Here is a 26,518-nt window from a genome sequence, read left to right as displayed (position 1 = left end):
ATGCAACGGCGTACCTTTCTCGGAGGGTTAGCGTTGACCGGGCTGGCGGGTCCCTGGTTACAGGCGTGGTCGGCAGACACCATGACCTCATCATCAACACCTCTTGGACTACCGTTGCTGGCACCGGAGCTGCTACCGACTGGCAGCTCACTGCGAGAAATCCCCAAATTAGCCAACACCAGCAGCGTACCCGGCTACTTTGAGGCAACTCTGACCGCTGCACCTGTTTCGGTTCCCTTTGTTCCCGGAAAAACCGCAACCGAATTCTGGGCCTACAACGGGGGCCTACCTGGCCCACTGATCGAGCTGTTTGAGGGTGACAAGGTCGTCATCACCTTCGTCAACAATCTTACACAGCCATCCACTATTCACTGGCACGGCTTGCAGGTACCGTCGGACCAGGACGGTAATCCGCATGATCCTGTACCACCCGGCGGACGCCGTATTTACAGTTTCAATTTGCCCGAAGGCAGCGCAGGCACTTATTGGTATCACCCGCATCCGCACCAAAATACGGCGAAACAAGCGTTCCGAGGCTTGGCAGGTCCACTGTTGATAAGGTCGCGCCATGACCCTCTGGCCCATTTACCAGAGAGGTTGTTGGTGGTTTCAGATCTCAAACTCGACCGTTACGCCACCATCGCACCCAACGAAGCCCACGACTGGATGAATGGTCGCGAAGGCCAGTTCGCCTTGGTCAATGCTCAGCACCAACCCGTTTTACCATTCGCCGCTGGAGGTCGTGAGCGCTGGCGCGTCTTGAACGCCTGTAGTGCTCGCTATCTGCAACTTGCGCTGCCAGGCAGCACACTAACGTTGGTCGGTACCGACGGTGGTCTGCTCGAAAAGCCACAGTCGGGGTTGACCGAATATCTGCTGGCCCCAAGTCAGCGGATCGAACTGATAATCGACGCGGGCAGCCGTCGCGACCGTGTGGAATTGAACGCTAATATCTATGCGCGCGGCAAAATGGGCGAAGTGGCGCCCGATCACATCATGCCTCTGCTGACAGTTGATTTTACGACAGTCACAGCCACTGACCAGGCAGCCCTGCCGCTTAAGCTCGGCTCAGTACCGGACCTTGGTACCGCCACCGCAAGCAAACAGGTGGTATTCAGCGAAAAAATGACTATGGCCAACGGTCGCCATAGCGTGCAGTTTCTGGTCAACAATCAAGAATACGACATGCAACGTATCGATCTGGTGAGCCGAATCAACGAGGTCGAGCTTTGGGAAATCGTCAATCACTCTGACATGGATCATCCCTTCCACCTGCACGGCACTCAGTTCCAAGTGGTTGAGCGGGAGTTTAACGGCGTAGTCACACCGGTATCTTTCCGTGCATGGCAAGACACCGTCAACCTGCGTTCAAGTGAAATCGTACGCATTAAAACCATACAGCGATTGCCTGGTCTGCGGATGTTTCACTGCCATATCCTCGAACACGAAGAGATGGGCATGATGGGGCAACTCAACGTGGTTTGATCAAGCCCGACTCTAAAGCCCTAAGCGCATGCACTGCCAACTCGAACAACCTGAAAAATTGCTTGGGTCGGAAGTGAGCGCGCTCACCCATTAATTTGAGGAACCGACGGGACTTGACTGTTGGTTAGGTAGCATTTGCACGGGGAACCTCCCACTGATCCAACGGATAAGCGGTGGTGAAAGTGGAAATGAAAATGACTTAAACCATCCTCAGAGCTGAACACAAGAACAGGCACAAAGCTTACTGAATTGTAATCGACCGACCTGCTGTCATGTGGCATCGTGTCCCAGCTCTAGCACGCGAGAATATTTAATCTATGCCCGAGTCAGTACTTACATAACGCAGCAGGCACTTGTTATCCGCATGTCGTTTTTAACCTGAATCGATAAATTAAAATCTAGATCGCCCTCCAAACTTCGAATCGACAGCATATGCTGCGAGGAGTCTTGCATGTCATTGTTTAAAACTACAACTTTAGCGGCTGCACTTACTACCGGATTACTCTTGAGCGCTGCCACCCAAGCGCATCCAAAGTTAATCACTTCAAATCCTGCGGACGGTTCGAACTCCGTGGCGCCTGCCAAGATCGAGCTGCATTTCTCGGAAAATCTCACTACTCAGTTTTCGGGAGCGAAACTGATAATGACAGACATGCCTGGCATGCCTAATTCACCCATGGGTATTAAGGCGACTATATCAGGCAGCGATGATCCGAAAACGATGGTCATCAAGCCCGCCTCTCCACTCTCCTCGGGGTCTTATAAAGTCGAGTGGCGAGCGGTCTCTTCAGACACTCACCCCATGACAGGCAATTTTTCTTTCAAAGTGAAATGATCCATGAGCGACTCAATCAACATAGCCCTTCGCTTCGCTCTTTATATGGACCTTATGCTGCTGTTCGGCCTGGCAACTTTTGGCCTGTATAGCCTGAGGGGCAAAGAGAGGGTGTCCGGCGCTGTTATTAATTTTGAGTCGCTGCTGTTTGGTGCAGCATTGACGGCCTTAGCCCTATCATTTTTCGCAATGTTATTACTTGCGAAGATGATGAGTGGGGTTTCAGATTTTATGGAACTTCATCATCACATTTTTCAAATGGTACTGATGGGGACAGATGTTGGGCTTACGTGGATGGTCCGAATAACAGCCCTTGTACTGGCGTGCATAGCCGCCACTCTGAACAAACGCTTTCCGACGCCAAGTTTATGGTCGGTGACGATATTGAGCGCTGTCGCCCTTGCTACTCTTGCGTGGACTGGACACGGCGCTATGGATGAGGGCAGTCGTCGTTATATGCATTTCACCAGCGATATTTTTCACCTTTGGGCAGCAGGTGGCTGGTTAGGTGCTCTCGCTGGATTCGCTTTACTGCTGCGAGCGAGGATGCTTAAAGGCGAACAGGAGGTACGAATTCTGGCAAGAGCCCTGACCGGGTTCGAGTCAGCTGGGGCGCTGATCGTAATCACCATAGGGTTGTCCGGAACAGTGAACTACCTTTTCATAGTCGGGCCTACCTTAGACCAAGTTATGTTCAGCACTTATGGCGTACTTCTAAGTTTGAAGACCCTACTGTTTGCAGGAATGCTTGTATTGGCATCCCTTAATCGTTTTCATTTGAGTCCATTATTAGAGCGATCCATTAAGGAAGGACACTGCGCAATTGCCGTCACTGCGTTGCGACGCAGCATGACCTTGGAGTTCTCCATCGCGGTAGTCATTGTAGCCCTCGTGGCTTGGCTAGGAACCTTAAGCCCCGAGGTGGACATGTCAGCTGCGGCTGGGTAATCAGACTCGGAGTATGACGCATAAGTGCTGTGTAACCCCACCGCCTATGCATCGTCACCGAACATTCTGGACCGCATTGGCGGTCCACTCTTGTTCTCCGACTTGTTCGGTTAGTAATTAAGCGCTAAACCAACCCAACTTGATCACAAACAATATTGAAAGGATCACCAGCGCCGGATTCAATTCCCGCGCTTTTCCAGACATCAACTTAATCGCAGTCCAAGAGATAAACCCCAGGGCGATGCCGTTGGCGATGGAGAAGGTGAACGGCATGGCCAGTGCGGTGATCGCTACCGGAGCCGCAATGGTGATGTCGTCCCACTCGACTTCAGCCAGGCCGGACATCATCAGCACGCCAACGAACATCAGCGCCGGGGCGGTGGCGTAGGCCGGAACGCTGCCAGCCAACGGGGCGAAGAACAGCGCCAGCAGAAACAGAATCGCCACGACAATGGCAGTCAGACCGGTACGGCCACCGGCGCTGACGCCCGCTGCGGATTCGATGTAGCTGGTGGTGGTCGAAGTGCCCAGCAGCGAACCGACCATGGCGGCGGTACTGTCAGCGACCAACGCGCGGCCCATTTTCGGCATGTAGCCGTCCTTGCCCATCAACCCGGCGCGTTTGGCGACGCCGATCAAGGTGCCGGAGTTGTCGAACAAATCGACGAACAAGAACGAGAAAATCACGCTGAACAAGCCGATGTCCAACGCGCCCCTGATGTCCAGTTGCAGGAAGGTCGGGGCCAGGGACGGCGGCATCGACATCACGCCACCAAACGGCGAGAAGTGGAAGATGATGGACACAATCGTTACCGCCAGAATCCCGATCAACACCGCGCCTTTCACCCGCAGGGCTTCCAGCGCCACAATCAGGAAAAAGCCGAGGGTGGCGAGAATCGGGCCCGGTTTGGCCAAGTCGCCCAAGCCGACGAAGGTGGCTTGATCCGCCACCACGACGCCGGCGTTTTTCAGGGCGATCAGCGCCAGGAACAAGCCAATGCCCGCCGCAATGGCCGAGCGTAGCGGCAGCGGGATGCTGTTGATGATCCATTCGCGAATCTTGAAAATCGACAGAATGAAAAACATCACCGCCGAAATGAATACCGCGCCCAGCGCCACTTGCCAGGTGTGGCCCATGTGCAGAACCACGGTGTAGGTAAAGAAGGCGTTAAGGCCCATGCCCGGTGCGAGGGCGATCGGGTAGTTGGCGATGAAGCCCATGATGGCTGAGCCGATGGCAGCGGCAAGGCAGGTCGCGACGAAGACCGCGCCTTTGTCCATGCCGGTGTCGCCGAGGATACTCGGGTTGACGAACAGGATGTAGGCCATCGCCAGGAACGTGGTGACGCCCGCGAGGATTTCGGTACGCACGGTGGTGTTATGAATGTTTAGTTGGAACAGTCTTTCCAGCATGTTGCTCCCCGTGGCGCATTCAGCACCGTCAGTTAGATTCAGGTGACTCGTTTTTAGAATTAGAAATGCACTTTGACCAACAGACTTGCGGTGTTTTGGTCGGTATCAAAATTGGAGGTGTTTTCGATCCCGTATTTGTTTTTCCAGTAGTCGTATTCGATACCGACGTAGAGTTGTTTCTCACCCCAGTGCAGCGCTTTGCCCAAGTCGTATTTGATCTGCGGATTGACGTGCAGGTTGGCGTGGTATTCACCACGGTCGTTTTTGGCGTTGTCGACCACCCAGTCTATATAGCCATCGAACAAGATATCCGACCGACCGACCGGCAAGGTGTAGCCCCACACCGGCGTGACCTGCCAGAGGTTGTTGCCTGGACGACCGCCGTCGGTATGACGCTGATAGAAGTTCAGTTGAAAGTAATCGAAACCAGGCACCGCCAAGTCAAACCCTGGGCCGATCAAGTAGGCGTCGACATCCCCTTCACCGAACTCGTAGGTCATGGCGAGCAGAACGTCCTTGATCGGACCGAACTCGAGTTTTTTGTCGAGGATTTTGCCGAAGGACAAGCGCGGGGTTATTTCACCGTAATACGTGCTGTGCCCGACGTTGCTGTCTTTTTTTCCGTTGTAGAAAATCTTGTCGACGAAGATGAAGTTATCACCGTATTTCCAGCTGTCCGCGTGCTCGAACGTGAACGTTTGCTGAATCTCCGGATTAACCGCGAAATTCCCGCCATACAAATAGGTCAGGCTGTTGTTCTGCCATTGAAGCAGATCGCCAGCAGTGGCTTGGCCCCCAGCAATAAGCCCGCCGGCAAGCAATAAACCAGAGAAAATACGTGTCATTAACTGCTTCCCAATGAGGCGCCATGCCCAGAAAAAAGCCGACCAAATAGTCAGCTTTTTCGAATAAAGCAGGAACCGCGCCAATACCGAGCGCGACTGTTCACAAAATGAAAAATCCGAGAAGAATTGCCGGACTAAAGAAGCGCTGGATGACGCTGGAGCCCGTAGATTACTTAACCACTTGGTCAAGAACGAAAGAAACCCCGGACACTAATATCAGTGCAGAGTCCACTCTAAGGAAGTTGGGGGTTCAACGCGTCACGCCTTCTAGTGCGTTAAAACAGCGCGCGGCGCACCAACGAGACTCAGGGTTTCTTCGTATATCAAGGCGTTGAGAAGCTTTGCGAATCGGAGGGGGCAGCGGCGATAACGGCCCCGTCTTGCTAGAACATTTAAGCGGCGTAATCAGTACGTTTTAGTTGCCGCATAGCCGTTATCTCCGGCAGGTCTACCCGCCGCACGTATATGCGCAAGGGTTCCGTGATGTTCAATCGGTCGTCGATGTTCTGCTCCAGCAGCAACTGCACCGACTCACGTTTCAGGGTCATCAATTGTCCGTCGCCGCTGCGCCACACGAACTCGTTGGTGGGCGTAATGCTGTCATCAGCGACGTCCATGCCAAACGAATCTTCACTGAAACGGACGATGTAGCGGTTCGCCTTATGGTGATAGCCAACGAAGCCTTTAAGCAGGTCCGCCGCGTCGCAGATGGTGCTGGAAGTGATGCTCATGGTTAGCCTCCGAAAAAAGAATTAAAGGGCGCTGCGAAAGATCGCTTCGATTTGCAACTGGTCCGCCGAACGCGGGTTGGTAAAACCGCACGCGTCTTTCAGGGCATTGGCCGCGAGGGTCGGAATATCATTTTCCTTGACCCCCAACTCCTTGAGGCCCGCAGGAATATCAACGTCAGTGGACAGTTTACGAATCGCAGCAATGGCGGCACGGCTGCCGTCTTCCGGGGCCAAACCGCGGGTGTCTGCACCCATGACGTGGGCAATTTCGGTCAAGCGAGCAGCGCAAACGCTGGCATTGAAGCTCTCAACGTGGGGCAGCAGCACCGCGTTGCACACGCCATGCGGCAGGTTGTAAAAGCCGCCCAACTGGTGCGCCATGGCATGGACATAACCGAGGGACGCATTGTTGAACGCCATACCGGCAAGGAACTGCGCGTAGGCCATGTTTTCCCGGGCTTTCATGTCGCTGCCATCGGCCACTGCCTTACGCAGGTTATTGGCGATCAGCGAAATGGCTTTCAAGGCACAAGCGTCGGTAATCGGGGTCGCGGCCGTTGAAACGTAGGCTTCAATCGCGTGGGTCAGGGCGTCCATACCGGTCGCCGCCGTCAGGCCTTTGGGCATCGCCACCATCAGCGCTGGGTCGTTAACCGATAGCACCGGCGTGACGTTACGGTCGACGATGGCCATTTTGATGTGGCGCTTCTCGTCGGTGATGATGCAAAACCGAGTCATCTCACTGGCCGTACCTGCCGTGGTATTGATAGCGACCACCGGCATTTGCGGCTTGGTCGACCGATCAACGCCTTCGTAATCACTGATGTGCCCGCCGTTGGTTGCGCAAAGGGCGATGCCTTTGGCGCAGTCATGGGGTGAGCCGCCGCCCAGGGAAACCACGAAATCGCAGCCGCTGCCTTTTAGCATCGCCAGGCCTGTTTCGACATTGCCGACCGTGGGATTGGGCTGTGCGCCATCAAACACTAGGGCGTCAATGTCTTGCGCGGCCAACAACCCGACGATGGTATCTGCCACGCCAGCCTTGGCGAGACCCGCATCGGTGACGATCAATGCTTTGCGAAAACCGAAATTGTGGATGGCGGTCATCGCTTCCGCCATACAGCCAATACCCATGATGTTCACGGCGGGGATGAAGAACGTACTGCTCATGGAAAATCCTCTGCACAGAAACCCAGCCGGTGCATCCGGCCGGGCGAATGCTTGCAGCATCTTCCGATTATCGGGCGTCGATATTGATCTGGCGCAATAGCGGTCCGGTCTTGAGTGCTTGGCGTGATAAAGTCGCGCCGCTGAACTTTCCCGACTAGATGGCGACGAACAGAGACTATGGAATTCACGGATTTTGACGCTGAGCTTGCAGACTGGAATGAGCTGCGAACGACTACTCTGTTTTCCGATCTGCTGGTCGGCAACGGTGCGAGCGTGGCGGTCTGGAAGAATTTTTCTTACTTCTCGCTCTTCGAAGAGTCCCAGACCACCCGCAACAAACCCCTGAGCCACACCGAACTCGCCGTGTTTAACGCCCTAGACACTCGTAACTTCGAGCCGGTCTTAAGCGCGTTGAAAAGCGCCATGCGGGTTAACGCGGCGCTGACCATCAGTTCGTCGTCGCCGCGCAACCGCTACTTCGCCATCAAAGAAGCGTTGATCCACGCCGTGCGTTCAGTCCACATTCCATGGCGTTTGGTGAATGAACAATCGCTGCTGCGAATCAATCAGGAACTCAGCCAGTACCGGAATGTGTTTTCCACCAACTACGATTTGTTGTGCTTTTGGGCGGTGATGCAGTCGCCCGAAAAATTCAACGACCTGTTTGGCGATGACGCGACCTTCGACCGTACGCAGTCCATCTCGGACACCACCCGCATGCTTTACCTGCACGGCGGGCTGCATTTAGTGAAGAACCTGGATGGCAGCGTGCGCAAGTTGCTGTCATCGGAAAGCACCCTGCTCGGCAGTTTTGCCATCAACGCGCTGGACGACGTGCCGATTTTCATCAGTGAAGACAGCAGCGCGAACAAAGTGAAAATGATCCGGCACACTGATTACCTGAGTTTCTGCCACGCGCAACTGGCGTCCCCTAAAGAAGCGCTGTGCGTTTTTGGCCACGCGCTGGGCCAGCAAGACGCGCACATCGTTCATGCGATCAAGCTGGCGGCCCCCAAGACCATCGCCTTCTCCATCGCACCACGCAGCCAAGGTTTTATTCAGCAACAGAAGCGCCACTACAGCAGCCTGTTTGCCGGGCCAGACGTGACGCTGAAGTTCTATGACGCCAAGACCCATCCGCTGGGCGATCCTGCGTTATCTGTGTCGATCAATGGATTGAACACGCCCCTGCCCTCGCCGAAACCCAGCGCTTCACGGCACTGATTTTTCGTTTCGCCCCTGCGCCAAACTGTACGGATAAAACTCTCGATAGCTGTGAGGGCGTTCGCCTTGGGTTTGTGGCTAGATGGTCGCCTCTGTCTATAACTCCAATAACAAGGCGCGTTTTATCATGTCCTCACGCGAAAACACCGGCATGGCCCTGGGCCTGGTCGGGGTGATTATTTTCAGCCTGACACTGCCCATGACCCGCATCGTGGTCCACGAAGTTAATCCTCTTCTCAACGGTTTGGGCCGCGCGCTGCTGGCGGCGATTCCTGCGGCATTGCTATTGCTGATCCGTCGCGAACATTGGCCGACCTGGGCGCAAGTCAAAGGCCTGTGCCTAGTGAGCCTCGGGGTCATCATTGGCTTCCCGGTGTTGTCCGCTTGGGCCATGAAAACGCTGCCGGCTTCCCACGGCGCATTGGTAAATGGCCTACAACCCCTAATCGTGGCGATTTACGCGGCGTGGTTGTCCCATGAACGTCCTTCAAAAGCTTTTTGGGCCTGTGCCGCACTGGGCAGTGCGTTGGTGTTGAGTTATGCGTTGATCAGCGGCGCCGGATCCATCCAGGCAGGCGATCTATGGATGTTGGCAGCGATTGCCGTCGGCGGGCTGGGTTATGCCGAAGGCGGCCGATTGGCCAAGGACATGGGCGGCTGGCAGGTCATTTGTTGGGCGCTGGTGTTGTCCGCGCCGCTGCTGGCAGGCCCGGTGATTTATCTCGCGCTGCAGCATCAAGGGCCGATATCGACCGGCACCTGGTGGGCGTTCGGTTACGTGACGATCTTCTCGCAATTCATCGGTTTTTTCGCGTGGTACGCGGGCCTTGCCAAGGGCGGTATTTCGCGGGTGAGTCAGGTTCAACTGTTGCAGATCTTCTTCACCATCGCCTTTTCGGCGCTGTTCTTCGGTGAACACATCGAGCCCATCACCTGGCTGTTCGCGGCCGGGGTAATCGGCACCGTGATGCTCGGGCGCAAGACCACCGTCATTGCGCCCAAAGCGATCCGCATCTGAATCAGCTGATGTAGCCGTCTGCCTGGAGCAAGGTTTCCAGGCAGTGTTCCTGAATACCGTAGAACGTTTTCAGCTCCTGAATCTTCGCCAACAACTCGGGATGCTTTAGCGGCTCGGCGCGCTTGACCGCGAGGATCATTTTGTTCTTGTTGGTGTGCTCCAGCGAAATGAACTCGAACACTTTGGTCTCGTAGCCACAGGCTTCAAGGAGCAAGGCGCGCAAGCTGTCAGTGACCATTTCCGCCTGCTGCCCCATGTGCAAACCGTATTGCAGCATTGGCCGCAGCAACGTCGGGCTCTGGATCTGCAAGCGAATCTGCTTATGGCAGCACGGCGAACACATGATGATCGACGCCCCGGAGCGAATGCCCATGTGGATCGCATAATCGGTGGCAGTGTCACATGCGTGCAAAGCGATCATTACATCCAGCGCGCTGGGCGCCACGCTGCGTACATCGCCATGCTGGAACACCAGTCCCGGATGCTCCAGGCGTTCGGCGGCGGTGTTGCACAACGTCACCATGTCTTCGCGCAACTCGACGCCGGTCACCTGACCTTCGGCCTGCAAGGTATTGCGCAGATAATCGTGGATGGCGAAGGTCAAATAGCCTTTACCCGAGCCGAAATCAGCGACCTTGATTGGCTGATCAAGCGCCAGCGGCGATGAACTCAAGGCGTGGGAAAACACCTCGATGAACTTGTTGATCTGCTTCCATTTGCGCGACATGGCCGGAATCAGCTCATGCTGTTTATTGGTCACGCCCAGATCCGTCAGAAACGGCCGGCTTAATTCCAAGTAGCGCTTCTTCTCCCGATCATGCTCAACCGACGGCGCTTCACGCTCTTGCTGGGCCTTGCTTTTGAACAGCGTGCTTTTGCCTTTTTTGCTGTATTCCAGCTGCACTTCATCGGTGAGCGATAATAAGTGCGCGTTTTTGAACGTGTCGGGCAGCAACCCGGCGATCAGGTCAACGCCTTCGGCGAGCAAGAAATTTTTGGTGATGTCGCGGGTTTTGTAGCGATAGACGAACGATAAATGCGGCAGCTCTCTGATCATCGTCAGCTTGATGATAATCCGCTGCAACTCCGCCTCAGCGCCGACGTACTTGGCCAGCACCAGCTTGATAAACGAGTTTTGCGACAGACTGGTGTCGAGCAGGCTCAAAAACTCTGCACGATGATCAGGCGCAGGCTGGGTGGAGGTTGCAGTAACTGACATCGGAAAGCGCCTCGGGCGGGCTGAAAATAACAAGGCGGCTATTTTAGGCGGGTTGGGGAAGATGGGTTGATTTAATTAAGCGGCGGCGATTGGCGGTGTATCGATGCCCCCCGGCCGCATGGTTTCACGGGGCCTCCTCCCGAAATTCGATCTGTAGGAGGGTCCGCCACGTCTTCGACGCCGCGCTGTCGCGCAGCAAACTGGGTGGTACTTTGTGTGGTTTGAGGTTGCAGGGTGTCAGGACTGAAGCCTTCCCGAATAAATTCGGTCCCACAGATTTGTGGGACCGAGTGACGCGTTCGTTGGCACGCCAACTTCTCCCACAGAAACTTCGTTGATTCATCGATATTTAAACGGTGGGAGCGCGAAGCGGTCTCAAAGGGCTGATTCGGTTTTAGCTGGAAGAATCGAGTCGTTGGGTTTACGACTGCTTCGCCGCCGATCGCGAACACGTTCGCTTCTACAGAGATCAAAAATATTGGGATTGCTTACAACACCACCAACCGATTCGGTAATTCGTTGCGTGTCTGGGTCACGGGCACGTGGGTGGCCAATAACTCACCGCACGCTTCAATGCAGCCCAGAAAACCTTTTAACGTCTCGCCGTCCTTTACCTGCTGGGTGAACACGTCGATCAGCACTTTCCAGACGTCATCGTCAAGCCGGCTGCTGATGCCACGGTCCACCAGGATCTCCACATAGCGTTCCGCCTCCGAAACAAAAATCAACACCCCGGTTCCGCCGACTGTGCGGTGCAGGTTTTGCTCAAGGAATTGACGACGGGCCAGGTTGCTTGCGCGCCAATGACGCACTGACTCAGGGATCAATTGAGTGGTAATCGGCGGCAAGCGCATGACCAGCGCAGCAATGATGAACGTCGCGAATTGGCTCAGTAGCAATTGATTCGCACTGAGCCAACCCGAGACATAACTGAACAACCCCGGCACCAGCAACGCCACCAGTCCTGCCCAGATCAACGGCACATACGCATAATCGTCCGACCTCGCCGCCAGCACCGTAACCAGTTCAGCATCGGTCTTCAGTTCGACCCGACTGACCGCTTCTGCCACTTGCCGTTGTTCGTCGTTACTCAGTAAAGCCATGGTGGGAATCACTCGCTAATGCATGGATGACGAATTGCCCTTCTACTATGACTACCAACTACCAGACGCCCCGCCGCCGCCAAAGCTGCCACCGCCACCACCAAACCCTCCACCGCCTCCTGATCGGAAGCCTCCGGATCCGAAACCGCCCGCGCCGCCGATAAAACCACCGCCGCCACCAAAACGACCCCTCCCCCCCACCGCATGTTGAGGAAGATGAAGGCCAGAAACAGCCCCACATACAAAAAGTCCTGAGGTAAATTGCTGGAGTCGCCCTCACCTTCCGGTTCGACAGCAGGTTCCGCTAACGGATTTCCACCCAATACCTGAATCATCGCCTGCGTGCCCTGGCTGATCCCGCCAGAAAAATTACCGGCTTTGAACGCCGGAGTGATGATCTGATTGATGATCACCGAGCACTGAGCATCGGTCAGACGGTCCTCAAGCCCGTAACCGACCTCGATCCGAACCTTGTGATCATCCCGAGCCACAATCAGCAGCGCGCCGTTGTCCTTGTCCTTTTGCCCCACCCCCCACGCTCGCCCCAATTGATAGCCGTAATCCTCGATGCTAGTGCCCTGTAGATTGGGCAACGTGGCCACTACCACTTGCTCGCCCGTGGTTTGTTCATGGGCTTCAAGCATCTGCGTCAGTTGCGCTTTGGTTTGGCCGTCGATCAGTTGCGCGCTGTCGACCACTCGTCCGGTTAGCGGCGGGAACACCAGTGCGGCGAACGCAACCGTGGCGCATGCCAATAGCAGCCCCAGCGCCATAAGCCGCACGGCGCGCATCAGAATTTCACTTCCGGAGATTTGTCAGCACCTTCGGTGGTGGCGTCAAAGTTGGGTCGGATCGGCAAATCGCTGTACATCACGCTGTGCCATAGACGACCAGGGAAGGTGCGGATCTCCGTGTTGTAGCGCTCGACCGAGGCAATAAAGTCTTTGCGGGCCACGCTTATTCTGTTTTCAGTGCCTTCCAATTGCGACTGCAACGCCAGGAAGTTCTGGTTGGATTTGAGGTCTGGATAACGCTCGGACACCACCATCAGACGACTCAGCGCGCCGGTGAGTTGACCCTGGGCCTGCTGGAATTGCTTGAGCTTTTCCGGATCATTCAACGTGCTGGCGTCTACCTGAATGGACGTCGCCTTGGCCCGTGCCTCAATAACGGCGGTCAAGGTCGTCTGTTCCTGTTTGGCATAGCCCTTCACGGTCTCCACCAGATTAGGAATCAGGTCAGCACGCCGCTGATATTGGTTCTGCACCTGCGCCCACGCGGCCTTTACCTGCTCGTCATAGGTCGGGATGTTGTTGATGCCGCAGCCCGCGAGCACTGTGCTCAGCAGCATCAACAGCGTCATGGACCAACTGAAACGGTAGCCCCGTGGCGTTTGCATGTTTTTTGCTCCCTGGTGAAATACTTTTTAATTGCAGCCTACAGACTGACTTTAGCTAAAACCAACGATCCCCGGCATAATCCGCGACCGACACTGGATTGCTGACGCGCAATACGCTAAAACTCGCTGCGCTAAAGATGCTCTGCGCGACAAAGAGTTCAGCGGCGGCCCATCGCCCTGATCGACAATATGCGCAATAGACTCAATTCCCAAATTTTTGGCTGACCAGTAATTAACGTGAGTTACTGAAGAACGCCTTGAGAAAATATTCATGAATAAGCTGTGTTTGCTGGGCCTCGTTATCGGTCTGGCCAGTCACTCGGTGATGGCCGAGACCAGTACCGCCCTGCTGGCTAACAAAAATGCATTCATTTCCAATCTGATGAAGCAAATGACCCTCGATGAAAAAATCGGGCAATTGCGACTGATCAGCATTGGGCCTGAAATGCCTCAGCCACAAATCCTAAAGGAAATTGCGGCCGGCAGAATCGGCGGCACATTCAACTCAATCACTCGTCCAGAAAACCGTCCGTTGCAACAGGCCGCCGTGGTCAACAGCCGCCTGAAGATACCGATGTTTTTTGCTTACGATGTTGTCCACGGTCATCGTACGGCGTTTCCTATCAGTCTCGCCCTAGCGGCGAGCTGGGACATGGACGCCATCGCCCTGAGCGGTCGAGTATCGGCCATCGAAGCGTCGGCTGATGGCGTGGACATGACCTTCGCACCGATGGTCGATATCTCCCGCGATCCGCGCTGGGGCCGTAGCTCCGAAGGTTTTGGTGAAGACACTTACCTGGTGTCGCGCATTGCCAAGGTCATGGTCAACGCTTACCGCGGCGAACATCCGGGTGGGGCTGACAGCTTGATGGCCAGCGTTAAACACTTCGCGTTATATGGCGCTGTCGAAGGGGGCAAGGACTACAATACCGTCGACATGAGCCCGACGCGCATGTATCAAGACTACTTGCCGCCTTATCGCGCGGCTATCGACGCGGGAGCCGGCGGCGTCATGATCGCCCTCAACTCGATCAACGGTATTCCAGCGACCTCCAACACCTGGCTGCTCAAAGACCTGTTGCGCAAGCAGTGGGGGTTTAAAGGCGTGACCATCAGCGACCACGGCGCGATCAAGGAATTGATCCGCCACGGTGTGGCACGCGATGACCGTGAAGCCGCCAAACTGGCGATCAAGGCCGGTGTCGACATGAGCATGAACGACTCGGTGTACGGCGAACAGTTACCCGGCCTGTTGAAGGACGGCGAGATTTCCCAGAAAGACATCGACAGCGCCGTTCGCGAAGTCCTCGGTGCCAAGTACGACATGGGCCTGTTTGCTGACCCGTATCGCCGTATTGGCGACGCCGCTCACGACCCGGTCGACACCAACGCTGAAAGTCGCCTGCACCGCACCGAAGCCCGTGACGTTGCACGCAAAACTCTGGTACTGCTGAAAAACGACCACCAAACCCTGCCGCTGAAGAAAGAAGGCACCATCGCGGTCATCGGCGCGTTGGCCAAAAGCCAACTCGACATGCTGGGCAGTTGGTCCGCTGCGGGCGTTCCGCAACAGTCAGTGACGGTCTTTGACGGTTTGGCCAACGCAGTCGGCGACAAAGCCAAGCTGCTCTACGCCCGAGGCGCCAACGTTGCTGATGATCCCTCGATCATCAAATACCTGAACTTCATGGTCACCGAAGTTGAAGTTGATCCACGCCCTGCCGAAGAAATGATTGCCGAAGCGGTTAAGGTCGCGGAGCAGTCCGACGTCATCGTTGCCGTGGTCGGCGAGTCACGTGGCATGTCCCACGAGTCGGCGAGCCGTACCAGCCTTAACATCCCTGGCCGACAGCGGGATCTGATCGCGGCCCTCAAAGCCACTGGCAAACCCTTGGTGCTGGTGTTGATGAATGGCCGACCGCTGACATTGGTCAAGGAACAGCAACAGGCTGACGCGATGCTGGAAACCTGGTTCCCTGGCACTGAAGGCGGTAATGCCGTGGCCGACGTCTTGTTCGGCGACTACAACCCGTCCGGCAAGCTGGCAATGTCCTTTCCACGCTCCATCGGTCAATTGCCGGTCTACTACGCCCACTTGGGCACTGGCCGGCCTTATCAGACTGGTAAGCCAGGCAACTACACTTCGCAATACTTTGAAGAAATCAACGGCCCTCTGTTCCCGTTTGGCTATGGCCTGAGCTACACCCAATTCAGCCTGTCCGACGTGACACTGTCTGCTAAGGATATGAAACGCGGCGGCACGTTGACCGCCAGCGTCACGCTGAAAAACACCGGAAAACTCGACGGGGCGACCGTGGTGCAGCTATACCTGCATGACGTCACCGCCTCCATCGCCCGCCCGGTCAAAGAGCTGAAGAACTTCCAGAAAGTCATGCTTAAAGCCGGTGAAGAGAAAGTCATCAGCTTTACCCTTAGCGAAGACGACCTGAAGTTCTACAACTCCGCGCTGAAATACGCCGATGAACCGGGCGCATTCGACGTGATGATCGGTCTCGATTCCTCAGACGTGAAACAGCAGAGTTTTAATCTGCTGTAACAATTGCTGCTGAATGCGCAGTTCCGCGCTGGAACTGCGCTGCGGCCGCCGCATGCTAAGGTGCGCGCCGGTTCATCTTGTTGTTGTTGCCATGCCCTCCTCCCCTCGCCTTATTCGCGTATTCATTTATGTGCTGCTGATTCTTGCGGGCGCAGTGCTGGCGGCTGGGTTAGCGATTCGTCAGGCCGAGCGGCATGCATTGGTCGACGACGCCGCCCGCGCGGGTGGGCAACTAATGTTGTATGGCAACACCCTGCACACGCTGATCGAACGGTATCGCGCCTTGCCTGCGGTGTTGGCGTTGGACCCCGAATTACGCGCGGCGCTGCTTAGGCCTGTCAGCCTAGACACCCAAGACGCGTTGAATCTGAAGCTGGAAAAAATCAACAGCGCGGCGCAGTCGTCGACCCTGGAATTATTGGACCGCAATGGCTTGGCGGTCGCCGCCAGCAACTGGCGACTGCCCAGCAGCTATGTTGGTCATAACTACGGCTTTCGACCGTATTTCCTACAAACCCAGGCTCACGGTGTTGGACGTTTCTATGCAGTAGGCGTGACCAGCGGCATTCCTGGATACTTTCTGTCCAACGCGGTGACCAACGACGCCGGGGATTTTTTGGGCGCGATGGTGGTGAAGCTGGAGTTTCCCGATCTGGAGCGCCAATGGGGTCAAGGCGATGATTTGCTGCTGCTCAGCGACGCCAAAGGTATCGTCTTCATTGCCAATCAACCGGGCTGGCGATACCGCGAGTTGTTGCCGATATCCGCCAGTGACCGCGCCGAGCTGATCGCCACTCGGCAATATGACAAGCAACCGCTGTCCCCGCTAAAGAGTCACGTGATCCGCGAGTTCAGCGGCACCAGCCATCTGACCCGCATCGACGGCCCAGAGGGCGCAGCCGATTATCTGTGGGAATCGCTGCCATTGGCCGCTGAAGGTTGGACCCTGCATTTGCTGCGTAAACCTCAAGTCCTCGCCGAAGACATACGCAATGCCGCTTTGGCCGCTGCGGGCACCTGGCTGACGCTGGTTTTCCTGGGGCTGTTTCTTTACCAGCGCTGGCGCTTGGCGCGGGTGCGGCAACGTAGCCGTGAAGAACTCGAGCAACTCGTCGAAGAGCGCACCCGCGACCTGCGCACCGCACAAGACGGGCTGGTGCAATCGGCCAAATTGGCAGCGCTGGGGCAAATGTCGGCGGCGCTGGCCCATGAAATCAATCAACCGTTGACCACCCAGCGCATGCAGTTGGCCAGCTTGCGCCTGCTGCTGGATCACGGCCAAATCGACGATGCGTATAAAGCCTTGGGGCCACTGGATCAGCAACTGACACGCATGGCCGCACTGACCGGGCACCTGAAGACCTTCGCCCGTAAAAGTCCCAGCGGTTTGCGCGAGCGACTTGATTTGGCTGCGGTGGTGGATCAAGCGCTGCTGTTGCTCGATCCACGCTTGCGTGACGAGGGTGTCAGTTGCGCATTGCACCTGACCCGCCCGGCTTTCGTGCGCGGCGATGCCATCCGCCTGGAACAGGTGCTGATCAACCTGCTGCGTAATGCGCTGGACGCCATGCGTGACAAACCGCTCAAGCAGCTTGAAGTGTGCCTTCAACGCAACCCTAACTCGCCATTCCCCTGGCGTTTGGCGGTCGGCGATACGGGCGGGGGTATTTCAGAAGAGCATCTGGCAAACATCTTCGACCCGTTTTTCACTACCAAGCCAGTGGGCGAGGGCCTAGGGTTGGGGCTGGCCGTGTCTTACGCCATCGCTCATGAATCCGGCGGCACGCTAACAGCGGAAAACCACGGCAGCGGCGCTTGCTTCACGCTTGTTTTACCCGCAGAACCAGAGGCCTGACCCTTTATGTTGAATTCCGTCATGGTGGTCGACGACGAGGCCAGCATCCGCGAGGCCATCCAACAATGGCTGACGCTTTGCGGTTTTAGCGTGCAGTTGTATAGCCGTGCAGAAGAGTGCCTCGCCGAGCTACCGGAGCATTTTCCAGGGGTGATCGTCAGCGACGTGCGCATGCCAGGCATGGGCGGTCTAGCGTTTCTTGATCGGCTACAGTGTCTTGATCCCGATTTGCCAGTCATCTTGCTGACCGGCCACGGCGACGTGCCAATGGCGGTGGATGCCATGCGTGACGGGGCCTACGATTTTTTGGAAAAACCGTTCAGCCCGGAGGTCCTGCTGAGGATCTTGCGCCGAGCGTTGGATAAACGTCAGTGGGTGTTAGAAAACCGCCGACTGCACGAGCAGGCTGACGCCAAGGCCAAAATCGACGAAACCCTGCTCGGTGTTACGCCGAGCTTGCAGGTCTTGCGCCGTCAGGTGTTGGAGCTGTCGCAACTGCCGGTGAACGTGGTGATTCGCGGCGAAACCGGCAGCGGCAAAGAGCTGGTCGCGCGTTGCCTGCATGACTTCGGGCCCCGCGCCAGCAAGCCGTTTGTGGCCCTGAACTGTGCGGCGATCCCCGAACATCTGTTCGAAGCCGAGCTGTTCGGTCACGAAAGCGGGGCCTTTACCGGCGCCCAAGGCAAGCGTATCGGCAAGCTGGAATACGCCGACGGCGGCACCTTGTTTCTCGATGAGATTGAAAGCATGCCGCTGGCGCAACAGGTCAAGCTGCTGCGCGTCCTACAAGAACAGCGCCTCGAACGACTGGGTTCGAACCACAGCATCAGCATTGATGTTCGAATCATTGCCGCGACCAAACCGGACTTGCTTGAAGAGGCGCGGGCCGGGCGTTTTCGCGAAGATTTGGCGTACCGGCTGAACGTCGCCGAACTGCGTTTGCCGCCGCTGCGTGAGCGCCGGGAAGACATTCCGCTGCTGTTCGGCCATTTTGCCCAGGCCGCTGCTAATCGCTTGCAACGCAAGGCCCCGGTGTTAAGCAGCGCCGAGCTGAGTCACTTGCTGAGCCACGACTGGCCGGGCAACGTCCGCGAACTGGCTAACGCAGCGGAACGTCAGGTGCTGGGGTTGAGCCAGGCGCAACCCATCGGTAACGAATCGAGGCAATCACTGGCGGCGCAACAAGAAGCCTTCGAAGCCCATTGCTTGCGCTCGGCCCTGATCCGGCACAAAGGCGACATCAAGGCTGTGCTTAACGAGTTGCAGTTGCCGCGCAGAACCCTCAACGAGAAGATGCAGCGTCATGGCCTGCAACGGGACATGTTCCTACCGAGCGTGGAATAGCCCACCTGATCGGCAACTTTCCGCTTACTGACTTCATCGCAGTGAGCGGATTTTTGCCTATGAATTGCTGCAAACCCTTCTAGATCGGCCCTCAGCGGCCTGGCATAGCTCCTGCTATAGAACTGTCAGGCTGCGCTCCCGTGCGCCCCACTAAAAACAATGGCTTAAAGGATCGTTGATGGACACCTCCAATACTCTGTCTCCAGGGTCGGCAGCCGCGCCGGTCAAAGAAAGAACCACCGGCAATCGCCTGAAATCCATTTTCAGTGGCTCGGTCGGCAACATGGTCGAGTGGTACGACTGGTACGTTTACGCTGCGTTCTCGCTGTACTTCGCCAAATCATTCTTCCCGCAAGGCGACACCACCGCGCAGTTGCTCAACACCGCCGCGATTTTCGCCGTGGGCTTTTTAATGCGCCCAATCGGCGGCTGGTTGATGGGTATGTACGCCGACCGCAAGGGACGCAAAGCGGCGCTGATGGCCTCGGTGCTATTGATGTGCTTCGGTTCACTGATTATCGCGTTGACCCCGAGCTACGCCGTTATCGGCGTCGGCGCGCCAGTGCTTCTGGTGTTCGCCCGCCTGTTGCAAGGTCTGTCGGTGGGTGGCGAGTACGGCACCTCCGCCACTTACCTGAGCGAGATGGCGACCAAAGAACGTCGCGGCTTCTTCTCCAGCTTCCAGTACGTCACCTTGATTTCTGGCCAGCTCATCGCGTTGGGCGTATTGATCGTATTGCAACAAACCCTAACGACTGAGCAGCTGTATTCATGGGGCTGGCGTATTCCGTTCGTCATCGGCGCACTGTGTGCCGTGGTCGCGTTGTACCTGCGTCGTGGGATGGAAGAAACCGACTCGTTCACCAAGAAGAAAGTGCAAAAAGAAAGCGCAATGCGCACGTTAATGCGCCATCCGAAGGAGTTGATGACGGTGGTCGGCCTGACCATGGGCGGGACTCTGGCGTTCTATACCTATACCACCTATATGCAGAAGTACCTGGTGAACACAGTCGGCATGAGCATCACCGACTCCACCACTATTTCGGCCGCCACGCTCTTTCTGTTCATGTGCTTGCAACCGTTGGTAGGGGGACTGTCGGATAAAATCGGCCGACGTCCGATCCTGATTGCATTCGGGGTGCTGGGGACGCTGTTCACTGTGCCGATCCTGACCACGCTGCACACGGTGCAAAGCTGGTGGGGTGCGTTCTTCCTGATCATGGCGGCATTGATCATCGTCAGCGGCTACACCTCAATCAACGCGGTGGTGAAAGCAGAGCTGTTCCCGACCGAAATCCGCGCGCTGGGTGTCGGCCTGCCGTATGCATTGACCGTTTCGATCTTTGGCGGCACCGCTGAATACATCGCCCTGTGGTTTAAAAGCATCGGCATGGAGACTGGTTACTACTGGTACGTCACGGCCTGCATCGCCGTTTCGTTGCTGGTGTATGTCTTCATGAAAGACACCCGCACCCATTCGCGGATTGAAAGCGACTGATGGTTGACCCGTATCCAGCATGAAAAAAGGGCGACCACCGTTTAGGGGTCGCCCTTTTCCGTTGCGACACCGACACGCTCAAAGCTGGCGGTGGGCGGCAATCCTTATAACTATCAATTTCGGCAATGGTTGGTAACAACGTGAATGAGTTTTTCAAACATCATCAGCGGCGTAGCATTCACTTCATCCTCACTCACACGCTCACGACAACACGGAACGTCCAATTCGATAGGTGCATATCATGTTGCTGATAATGGCTTTGATCACATCGGTGCAAACCACATTGCTGCTGATGGTGCTGACCACCTTTCTGTTGACTGGGCTGCTACTGACGGCGCTAATTACATGGGCCTTGAAGGCTTAGTGTCTGACCCCCACTCCGAAGCACCCTCCTGCGCTTGACCCCTGAACCTTCCGCCTATCCCCCGCGCACCCTCTGAAGCCTTGCCTTTAGTTGGGTTTATTTCTGCCTACCGTAAAAGTTCACCGGGAAATCCGGAACGATAGCTGAAACGATTCTTCTTTTGCCCAACTATAAGCGTAACCATCTGATTAATATCAGAAATAATCTACTATTAATTCTAACGATAATCGATAGCATGCTTATTAACTTCTTAACAAAACCCAGCGGCGTAACATTCACTCCATCGCAACGCAGAACCACTCACTGATTCGGAGCAACCCTAATGAAAACTTCAAAACTGATTTTCGGCATCGCTTTCTCGGTACTGGCCAGCACTACGTTCGCTCTTCCAGCGTTCGCAGAAGGCGGCTCAGCTCACACGAATGCAAGCGCAGCCCGCGTTACTTCTGACGGCGCTGACCACGTCAATGCAAGCCGCCTCGCTTCAGATGGTGCAGACCATGTTGGCGCAAACCGCCTAAGTTCGGACGGTGCTGACCATGTAGGTGCAAATCGCCTTGCTTCAGACGGCGCTGACCATGTTGGCTCAAATCGTCTTGCTCAAGACGGTGCAGACCATGTAGGTGCAAACCGCACTAGCTAATCGCGTCAACTGTTCCTCCCAGCCCGGCATTTGCCGGGCTTAATTTTGGGCGAAGGAAACGTATCGAGATTAACCGGAGCGGTTGCGTTCATACAGGAAATGAATTTACAAGTCTTGTAACTATCATTTCCGACGATGGCAACTACCCGCAGCGATAACTTTCAAACAAAACAACTCGGCGTAAAATCAATTTCGCGGTCCATTTATACGGTAACTATTACTCGCGGAGCAATAACATGAACGGTTCAAAATTAATCTTCGGTTTGGCTTTTTCAGTATTAGCCAGCAGCGGTTTTATTCTTCCTGCGTACGCAGCGGATAGCTCGGCTGATACGCACCCAGCACAAGTAGCAACCGATGGTGCTGATCACGTTGGCGCAAACCGTGTAAGTTCGGATGGTGCTGACCACGTAGGTGCAAACAGCCTGGCTTCAGACGGCGCTGATCATGTTGGCGAGAACCACTCCAATAACTGATAGCGTATACCGCTCACCTGATTGCTTCGACAATCTACTCAGCCCGGCATTTACCGGGCGGACCAAAAAACTGTAGGAGTGAACTTGTTTGCGATCATGCGGGCGCGGCGATGTGCCTGCCACCCTGCATTGCATTCTTCCCGAATGAATTCGGTCCCACAGATTGCACCGAAATCACCCTGTAGGACCGAATTTATTCGGGAAGCCGTGCATCTGACTCACCGCATTTAACGCTTCGCCAACACGTTGGCTCCTACACGAAACACAGGAGTATTCGTACTATCAATCTCAGCAATGATGACTACTAACCGCATTGACTTCTTAATAAAATGTCACGGCGTAGAATCAAATCCACACCCAGTTAAACAACTAAAAATACTTGCGGAGCAACTAACATGAAAACTTCATCACTGATTTTCGGCGTGGCATTTTCGGTATTGGCCGGTAGCGCCTTCGCTCTTCCAGCGGTTGCAGAAAACATCTCGGCGACCCACTCGGTTCAAGTAGCAGCAGACGGTGCTGATCACGTCGGCGCAAACCGCGTAGCCGCTGATGGCGCAGACCACGTTGGTGCAAACCGTGTTGCTCAAGACGGCGCAGACCATGTGGGTGCAAACCGCACTAGCTGATCACTTCAATGACTCCTCCCAGCCCGGCGTTTGCCGGGCTTAATTTTGGGCGGTATGAAAGTCTGGAAACTGCGGCGATTGCCTTGCACTATGGCCGCCTAATCTTTGGCAACTGTCGTCATCAGGAAGCCCGTTATGTCAGATGATATTCACTTCTATGAACCTACAAAAGGGCATGGCCTGCCCCACGACCCGTTTAATGCGATCATTGGCCCACGGCCCATCGGTTGGATTTCTTCGCAGGATGACCAAGGCCGCTTGAATCTCGCCCCATACAGTTTTTTTAACGGCTTCAATTACACGCCGCCGATCATTGGATTCAGCAGTGTCGGGCGCAAAGACAGCCTGAATAATATCGAGCAGACCGGTGAGTTCGTCTGGAATTTAGCCACCCGGTCGTTGGCTGAAGCGATGAACCAAAGTTGTGCCACCGTGCCGCCGGAGGTCGATGAGTTCAAGTTGGCGAACCTGACCCCGGTTGCATCGCGCATCGTCAAAGCACCGCGTGTGCTGGAGACACCGGTTTCGTTCGAGTGCAAGGTCACGCAAATCATCCAACTGCAACGCGCCGACAAGGAACTGATACCCACGTGGCTGGTGCTTGGGGAAGTGGTTGCGGTACACATCGCTAAGTCGATGCTCAAAGACGGCATCTACGACACGGCGTCTGCGGAACATATTTTGCGCGGAGGTGGCCCGGCGGATTACTTCCAGATAGACCCTGCATCGCTGTTCAAGATGTACCGCCCTAAAAGCTGATTGGGTTTAAAACACCAGTTCGCCATCCGCATCGACATCGACCAGCCGCGCCAACTCTTCAGCAGCGGCATGGTCGGCATCATGCGCGGTCTTGAATTTCTGATCACCCAGTACACGATGAAAACGTGGCGCGCCCCCGGCGTGGTGAGCTTTCACCGCAATTGCTGCGCTGTAACCACCTTCGCCCGGCATAACGGCGGACACCGCCTCGACGTCGTTAAATACTTTACGTGCCATGCAAATCACCCTGCGTAATTGATCGAATGCGGCGAGTCTAAACAATTTTTCGGGCAATGATTGAAACGCCGATCAACTGGCTAACTGCTGCAAGGGCGGCAGACAGTCAGCCTTTGCCTGGACAGAGGACACGTGCTTGAAGGTCTGAAAGTCCAAGCTGCTGACAATTAACTGTTGAACCACTTCGGCAAAAACGTTCAGCGCTGGAGTCGCAAACCAGGCGTCCATCGTTTCTGCACTTGACCACATACCCGACACGACCCACATATCAAGGTCGTGCATTGATTGCTGTAAAGAGAACTGAAGGCAGCCCGGGGCCTTTAATGCGGGTTCGATCAAGCTGCTTAAGCGCGCACCCAGGTGCGAACTGCGACCGGCACTGGCGCGGGCATAGGCGAGATGGCTGACGGGATTTGGCTTATGCATGGATCTGCACTCCTGAGGGAGAACGCTTTTGTACGGGATGTGAAGCGGCGTTCTACAGGGCCAGAGATTAGGGGATTGATGCATTTTTCCGTTAGCTGATTTCTGCCAGCTTATTGCCTATTACTGCGCGAAGGTGTTTTCTCTTCTCAACGCAGAGCACCGTGAGCCTGAATGACTGCCCGATAGTATCGAGCAACCTCAAGCAGCTGAAACGGGTATTTAAAGGCGGTTCTGATCGGCGCCGACAGAATCAGGCAAGCATCGCGCAGGATTCAGATACCGCTTTTAGTTGCACAAAAATAAGCTGTGTCTCATTGGTAGACCATCAGAGGATTCGAGGCATGTCGCACAGTGAGAGCATTAACGCTCAGATAGATGACGATATGGAGAAGCAGCGCGCCGAGCTGGTGACGATCATTCGACGTTTTGCACCCGAAGACGGCATATTCCCGACGACCATCGCGCAGTTGCACATGGTGTGCCACGACCGTCCGGTTCAATCGATACCGACGCTGGTGCAGCCCGCGTTGTGCATCCTGGCCCAAGGCAGCAAAGACGTGCGGCTGGGTGAGGAAAATTACACCTATGACCCGCTGAACTATTTGGTGATCTCAGTCGCGATGCCGATCAGCGGCTGCATTCAACACGCTACGCCGGAGAACCCGAACCTGGCGTTGCGCATCGACATCGACCCGGTACAGATCAATGCGCTGATTGCCGAGGCCGGTCCGATGAGCGTGCCGACCCGCCCTACTGGCCGAGGCCTGTACATCGAGCGCATTGATGCGCAGTTGTTGGACGCGGTATTGCGCTTGACGCGCTTGCTGTCGACGCCAAAAGACATCGCGATGCTTGCACCGTTGATCCAGCGTGAAATCATTTATCGCCTGTTACGCAGTCAGCAGGGCCATCGGCTGTACGAAATCGCCATTGCCGACAGTCAGACCCATCGCGTGACGCAAGCGATCAAATGGCTCAACAGCCACTACATACAGCCCATGCGCATCGAAGACCTGGCACGCGAGGTGAACCTGAGCGTGTCGACGCTGCACCATCGTTTTAAATCGGTGACCGCGATGAGCCCGCTGCAATACCAGAAGCAATTGCGCTTGCAAGAGGCTCGGCGACTTATGCTCGCCGACGGTTTGGACGCGTCGGCGGCTGGGTATCGCGTCGGCTATGAAAGCCCTTCGCAATTCAGTCGAGAATACAGTCGCCAATTCGGCGCACCGCCCTCGCGTGACTTGGCTCGGCTGCGCCAAAGCGTCTGAGTGCAATCGTCGTCAGGCAGCCAGCACTCGGCAGGCTTCAGCGGGAATAGTGACTGAAACCGGGTGACCAATCGCCAGCCCAAAGCATTGGCTTGGGGTGCTTAAAGCCGTCAGCGAAACACCCGCGCACTCAACCGTGGTTTCGATAGTGGCGCCGATGTCGCGGACAAAAGTCACTGTGCCGAGCAAGCGGTTCCCCGCCGTTGGCAACGGCGATGACAGTTGCAAATCTTCTGGGCGCACCAACATTTTGATCTGGGCACCGACGGCGATACCGCTGCTGATTGGCACGTCCAACGCTTCACCACCAGGCAATCCGACCCGGCCTTCGCCCAACGCGGTGGCCGGGAATATATTCCCCGAGCCAATAAAGTCGGCGACAAATTCATTGGCCGGGTTGCGGTAGATTTCAATCGGCGTGCCGATCTGTTGCACCTTGTTTTGCCCCAACACGACAACGATATCGGCCATGGTCATGGCTTCGCGCTGATCATGAGTTACCAGAATCGTAGTGATATTGAGCCGCTGTTGCAGTTGACGAATTTCCACCTGCATCGACTCCCGCAGCTTGGCATCGAGGGCAGACAGCGGCTCATCGAGCAACAGCAGCTTTGGGTGCGACGCAATCGCCCGCGCAATGGCGACGCGCTGTCGTTGACCACCGGAGAGCTTGGCCACCGGGCGGTCAATCATCGCCTGCAATTGAATCAGCTCCAGCAACTCCTTGACCCGTGCCTGCTGGTCCGCCTTGCTCACACCGCGCAATTTCAGCGGATAGGCGATGTTTTCGCCGACCGTCATGTGCGGAAACAGCGCCAAAGATTGAAAGACCATGCCAAAGTTACGCTGATGCGCCGGAGTATGGCTGACGTCTTCGCCGTCGAGACGAATTTCGCCACTGGTCAGGGTTTCCAGGCCAGCGATCATCCGCAGCAACGTGGTTTTTCCGCAACCTGACGGGCCGAGAAAACAAACCAGCTTGCCTTCGGGCAGGTGCAGATTGACGTCGGTCACCGCGCAGGCCGAGCCGTAATATTTCTCGACGTTTTCCAGAATTAATCCGGTCATT

The 26,518-nt window shown here is 55.8% G+C and carries 24 protein-coding genes and 2 pseudogenes; 15 read left to right on the top strand and 11 right to left on the bottom strand.

Annotation, left to right across the window (positions count from 1 at the left end):
* From RHM59_RS21960 to copD, 3 genes are all read left to right on the top strand, one after another.
* Positions 1 to 1,485: a multicopper oxidase family protein gene (locus tag RHM59_RS21960; RefSeq protein WP_322285383.1), complete on the top strand. Its 1,485-nt coding sequence runs from the start codon at positions 1 to 3 to the stop codon at positions 1,483 to 1,485.
* A 451-nt stretch (positions 1,486 to 1,936) separates the two neighbouring features.
* Entirely contained in the window at positions 1,937 to 2,320 is a 384-nt protein-coding gene (gene copC, locus RHM59_RS21955; protein WP_322285382.1) for a copper homeostasis periplasmic binding protein CopC, read from the top strand.
* A 3-nt stretch (positions 2,321 to 2,323) separates the two neighbouring features.
* Positions 2,324 to 3,268, top strand: a complete 945-nt coding sequence (copD, locus tag RHM59_RS21950; protein WP_322285381.1) for a copper homeostasis membrane protein CopD — start codon at positions 2,324 to 2,326, stop codon at positions 3,266 to 3,268.
* A 117-nt stretch (positions 3,269 to 3,385) separates the two neighbouring features.
* Here copD and RHM59_RS21945 read toward each other — a convergent pair whose 3' ends face one another.
* The 4 genes from RHM59_RS21945 to yiaY all read right to left on the bottom strand — a co-directional run bounded on the left by RHM59_RS21945 (position 3,386) and on the right by yiaY (position 7,427).
* Positions 3,386 to 4,681, bottom strand: a complete 1,296-nt coding sequence (locus RHM59_RS21945; RefSeq protein WP_322185058.1) for an NCS2 family permease — start codon at positions 4,679 to 4,681, stop codon at positions 3,386 to 3,388.
* A gap of 59 nt (positions 4,682 to 4,740) precedes the next feature.
* Positions 4,741 to 5,526 (bottom strand): outer membrane protein OmpK, encoded by a 786-nt coding sequence (locus RHM59_RS21940; protein ID WP_322185056.1) that lies wholly within the window; start codon positions 5,524 to 5,526, stop codon positions 4,741 to 4,743.
* Between the two features lie 392 nt (positions 5,527 to 5,918).
* Positions 5,919 to 6,257 (bottom strand): DUF2025 family protein, encoded by a 339-nt coding sequence (locus tag RHM59_RS21935; RefSeq protein WP_322285380.1) that lies wholly within the window; start codon positions 6,255 to 6,257, stop codon positions 5,919 to 5,921.
* A gap of 21 nt (positions 6,258 to 6,278) precedes the next feature.
* Positions 6,279 to 7,427, bottom strand: a complete 1,149-nt coding sequence (gene yiaY / locus RHM59_RS21930; RefSeq protein WP_322165912.1) for an L-threonine dehydrogenase — start codon at positions 7,425 to 7,427, stop codon at positions 6,279 to 6,281.
* A 177-nt stretch (positions 7,428 to 7,604) separates the two neighbouring features.
* Here yiaY and RHM59_RS21925 point away from each other — a divergent pair, with 177 nt between their 5' ends.
* Together RHM59_RS21925 and RHM59_RS21920 are read left to right on the top strand one after the other, a co-directional pair.
* Complete coding sequence (locus tag RHM59_RS21925; RefSeq protein ID WP_322165913.1) at positions 7,605 to 8,651, top strand: DUF4917 family protein; 1,047 nt, start codon at positions 7,605 to 7,607, stop codon at positions 8,649 to 8,651.
* Between the two features lie 127 nt (positions 8,652 to 8,778).
* A complete protein-coding gene (locus RHM59_RS21920; RefSeq protein ID WP_322165914.1) occupies positions 8,779 to 9,669 on the top strand; it encodes a DMT family transporter in 891 nt (296 codons plus the stop codon).
* A gap of 1 nt (position 9,670) precedes the next feature.
* Here RHM59_RS21920 and RHM59_RS21915 read toward each other — a convergent pair whose 3' ends face one another.
* The 4 genes and pseudogenes from RHM59_RS21915 to RHM59_RS21900 all read right to left on the bottom strand — a co-directional run bounded on the left by RHM59_RS21915 (position 9,671) and on the right by RHM59_RS21900 (position 13,390).
* The gene (locus RHM59_RS21915; RefSeq protein WP_322185050.1) at positions 9,671 to 10,888 is read right to left on the bottom strand and encodes an SAM-dependent methyltransferase; all 1,218 of its coding nucleotides are present in this window, start codon (positions 10,886 to 10,888) and stop codon (positions 9,671 to 9,673) included.
* A gap of 488 nt (positions 10,889 to 11,376) precedes the next feature.
* Positions 11,377 to 11,991, bottom strand: a complete 615-nt coding sequence (locus RHM59_RS21910) for a TPM domain-containing protein (RefSeq protein WP_322165916.1) — start codon at positions 11,989 to 11,991, stop codon at positions 11,377 to 11,379.
* Between the two features lie 51 nt (positions 11,992 to 12,042).
* A pseudogene (locus tag RHM59_RS21905) lies at positions 12,043 to 12,782 on the bottom strand (TPM domain-containing protein).
* Positions 12,782 to 13,390 carry a LemA family protein gene (locus tag RHM59_RS21900; protein ID WP_322185048.1) on the bottom strand — a complete coding sequence of 203 codons (609 nt, stop codon included), beginning with the start codon at positions 13,388 to 13,390 and terminating at the stop codon, positions 12,782 to 12,784. The pseudogene RHM59_RS21905 and the gene RHM59_RS21900 overlap by 1 nt, the downstream one beginning before the upstream one ends.
* Positions 13,391 to 13,661: 271 nt before the next feature.
* Between RHM59_RS21900 and bglX the strand changes: the two genes are divergently transcribed.
* The 9 genes and pseudogenes from bglX (at position 13,662) to RHM59_RS21855 (ending at position 23,515) form a co-directional block, all read left to right on the top strand.
* The gene (gene bglX, locus RHM59_RS21895) at positions 13,662 to 15,947 is read left to right on the top strand and encodes a beta-glucosidase BglX (protein WP_322285379.1); all 2,286 of its coding nucleotides are present in this window, start codon (positions 13,662 to 13,664) and stop codon (positions 15,945 to 15,947) included.
* Positions 15,948 to 16,038: 91 nt separating this feature from the next.
* Positions 16,039 to 17,802 (top strand): ATP-binding protein, encoded by a 1,764-nt coding sequence (locus RHM59_RS21890; protein WP_416195037.1) that lies wholly within the window; start codon positions 16,039 to 16,041, stop codon positions 17,800 to 17,802.
* Positions 17,803 to 17,808: 6 nt separating this feature from the next.
* Positions 17,809 to 19,146 (top strand): sigma-54 dependent transcriptional regulator, encoded by a 1,338-nt coding sequence (locus RHM59_RS21885; RefSeq protein ID WP_322285378.1) that lies wholly within the window; start codon positions 17,809 to 17,811, stop codon positions 19,144 to 19,146.
* A 178-nt stretch (positions 19,147 to 19,324) separates the two neighbouring features.
* Entirely contained in the window at positions 19,325 to 20,644 is a 1,320-nt protein-coding gene (locus RHM59_RS21880; protein ID WP_322165920.1) for an MFS transporter, read from the top strand.
* Between the two features lie 241 nt (positions 20,645 to 20,885).
* The gene (locus RHM59_RS21875; RefSeq protein ID WP_322165921.1) at positions 20,886 to 21,008 is read left to right on the top strand and encodes a hypothetical protein; all 123 of its coding nucleotides are present in this window, start codon (positions 20,886 to 20,888) and stop codon (positions 21,006 to 21,008) included.
* A gap of 322 nt (positions 21,009 to 21,330) precedes the next feature.
* Positions 21,331 to 21,651: a hypothetical protein gene (locus RHM59_RS21870; RefSeq protein WP_322165922.1), complete on the top strand. Its 321-nt coding sequence runs from the start codon at positions 21,331 to 21,333 to the stop codon at positions 21,649 to 21,651.
* A gap of 236 nt (positions 21,652 to 21,887) precedes the next feature.
* A complete protein-coding gene (locus tag RHM59_RS21865) occupies positions 21,888 to 22,127 on the top strand; it encodes a hypothetical protein (RefSeq protein ID WP_322165925.1) in 240 nt (79 codons plus the stop codon).
* A 395-nt stretch (positions 22,128 to 22,522) separates the two neighbouring features.
* Positions 22,523 to 22,747, top strand: a pseudogene (locus tag RHM59_RS21860) (hypothetical protein); the annotation flags it as partial.
* A 144-nt stretch (positions 22,748 to 22,891) separates the two neighbouring features.
* Entirely contained in the window at positions 22,892 to 23,515 is a 624-nt protein-coding gene (locus tag RHM59_RS21855; RefSeq protein ID WP_322165927.1) for a flavin reductase family protein, read from the top strand.
* Between the two features lie 6 nt (positions 23,516 to 23,521).
* Here RHM59_RS21855 and RHM59_RS21850 read toward each other — a convergent pair whose 3' ends face one another.
* Together RHM59_RS21850 and RHM59_RS21845 are read right to left on the bottom strand one after the other, a co-directional pair.
* Positions 23,522 to 23,752, bottom strand: a complete 231-nt coding sequence (locus RHM59_RS21850) for a hypothetical protein (RefSeq protein WP_322165928.1) — start codon at positions 23,750 to 23,752, stop codon at positions 23,522 to 23,524.
* 72 nt (positions 23,753 to 23,824) lie between these two features.
* Entirely contained in the window at positions 23,825 to 24,178 is a 354-nt protein-coding gene (locus RHM59_RS21845; protein ID WP_322285377.1) for an antibiotic biosynthesis monooxygenase family protein, read from the bottom strand.
* A gap of 341 nt (positions 24,179 to 24,519) precedes the next feature.
* On the opposite strand from RHM59_RS21845, the gene RHM59_RS21840 reads away from it, so the two are divergent.
* Entirely contained in the window at positions 24,520 to 25,449 is a 930-nt protein-coding gene (locus RHM59_RS21840) for an AraC family transcriptional regulator (protein WP_322185038.1), read from the top strand.
* A 12-nt stretch (positions 25,450 to 25,461) separates the two neighbouring features.
* On the opposite strand, the gene RHM59_RS21835 is transcribed toward RHM59_RS21840, so the two are convergent.
* Entirely contained in the window at positions 25,462 to 26,517 is a 1,056-nt protein-coding gene (locus RHM59_RS21835) for an ABC transporter ATP-binding protein (RefSeq protein ID WP_322285376.1), read from the bottom strand.
* Position 26,518: the final 1 nt, after the last annotated feature.

The sequence above is a fragment of the Pseudomonas sp. MH10 genome (assembly GCF_034353045.1).
Taxonomy (GTDB): domain Bacteria; phylum Pseudomonadota; class Gammaproteobacteria; order Pseudomonadales; family Pseudomonadaceae; genus Aquipseudomonas.
The sequence above is the reverse complement of the archived record's forward strand: the minus strand, read 5'-3'. Positions and strand labels throughout refer to the sequence as shown.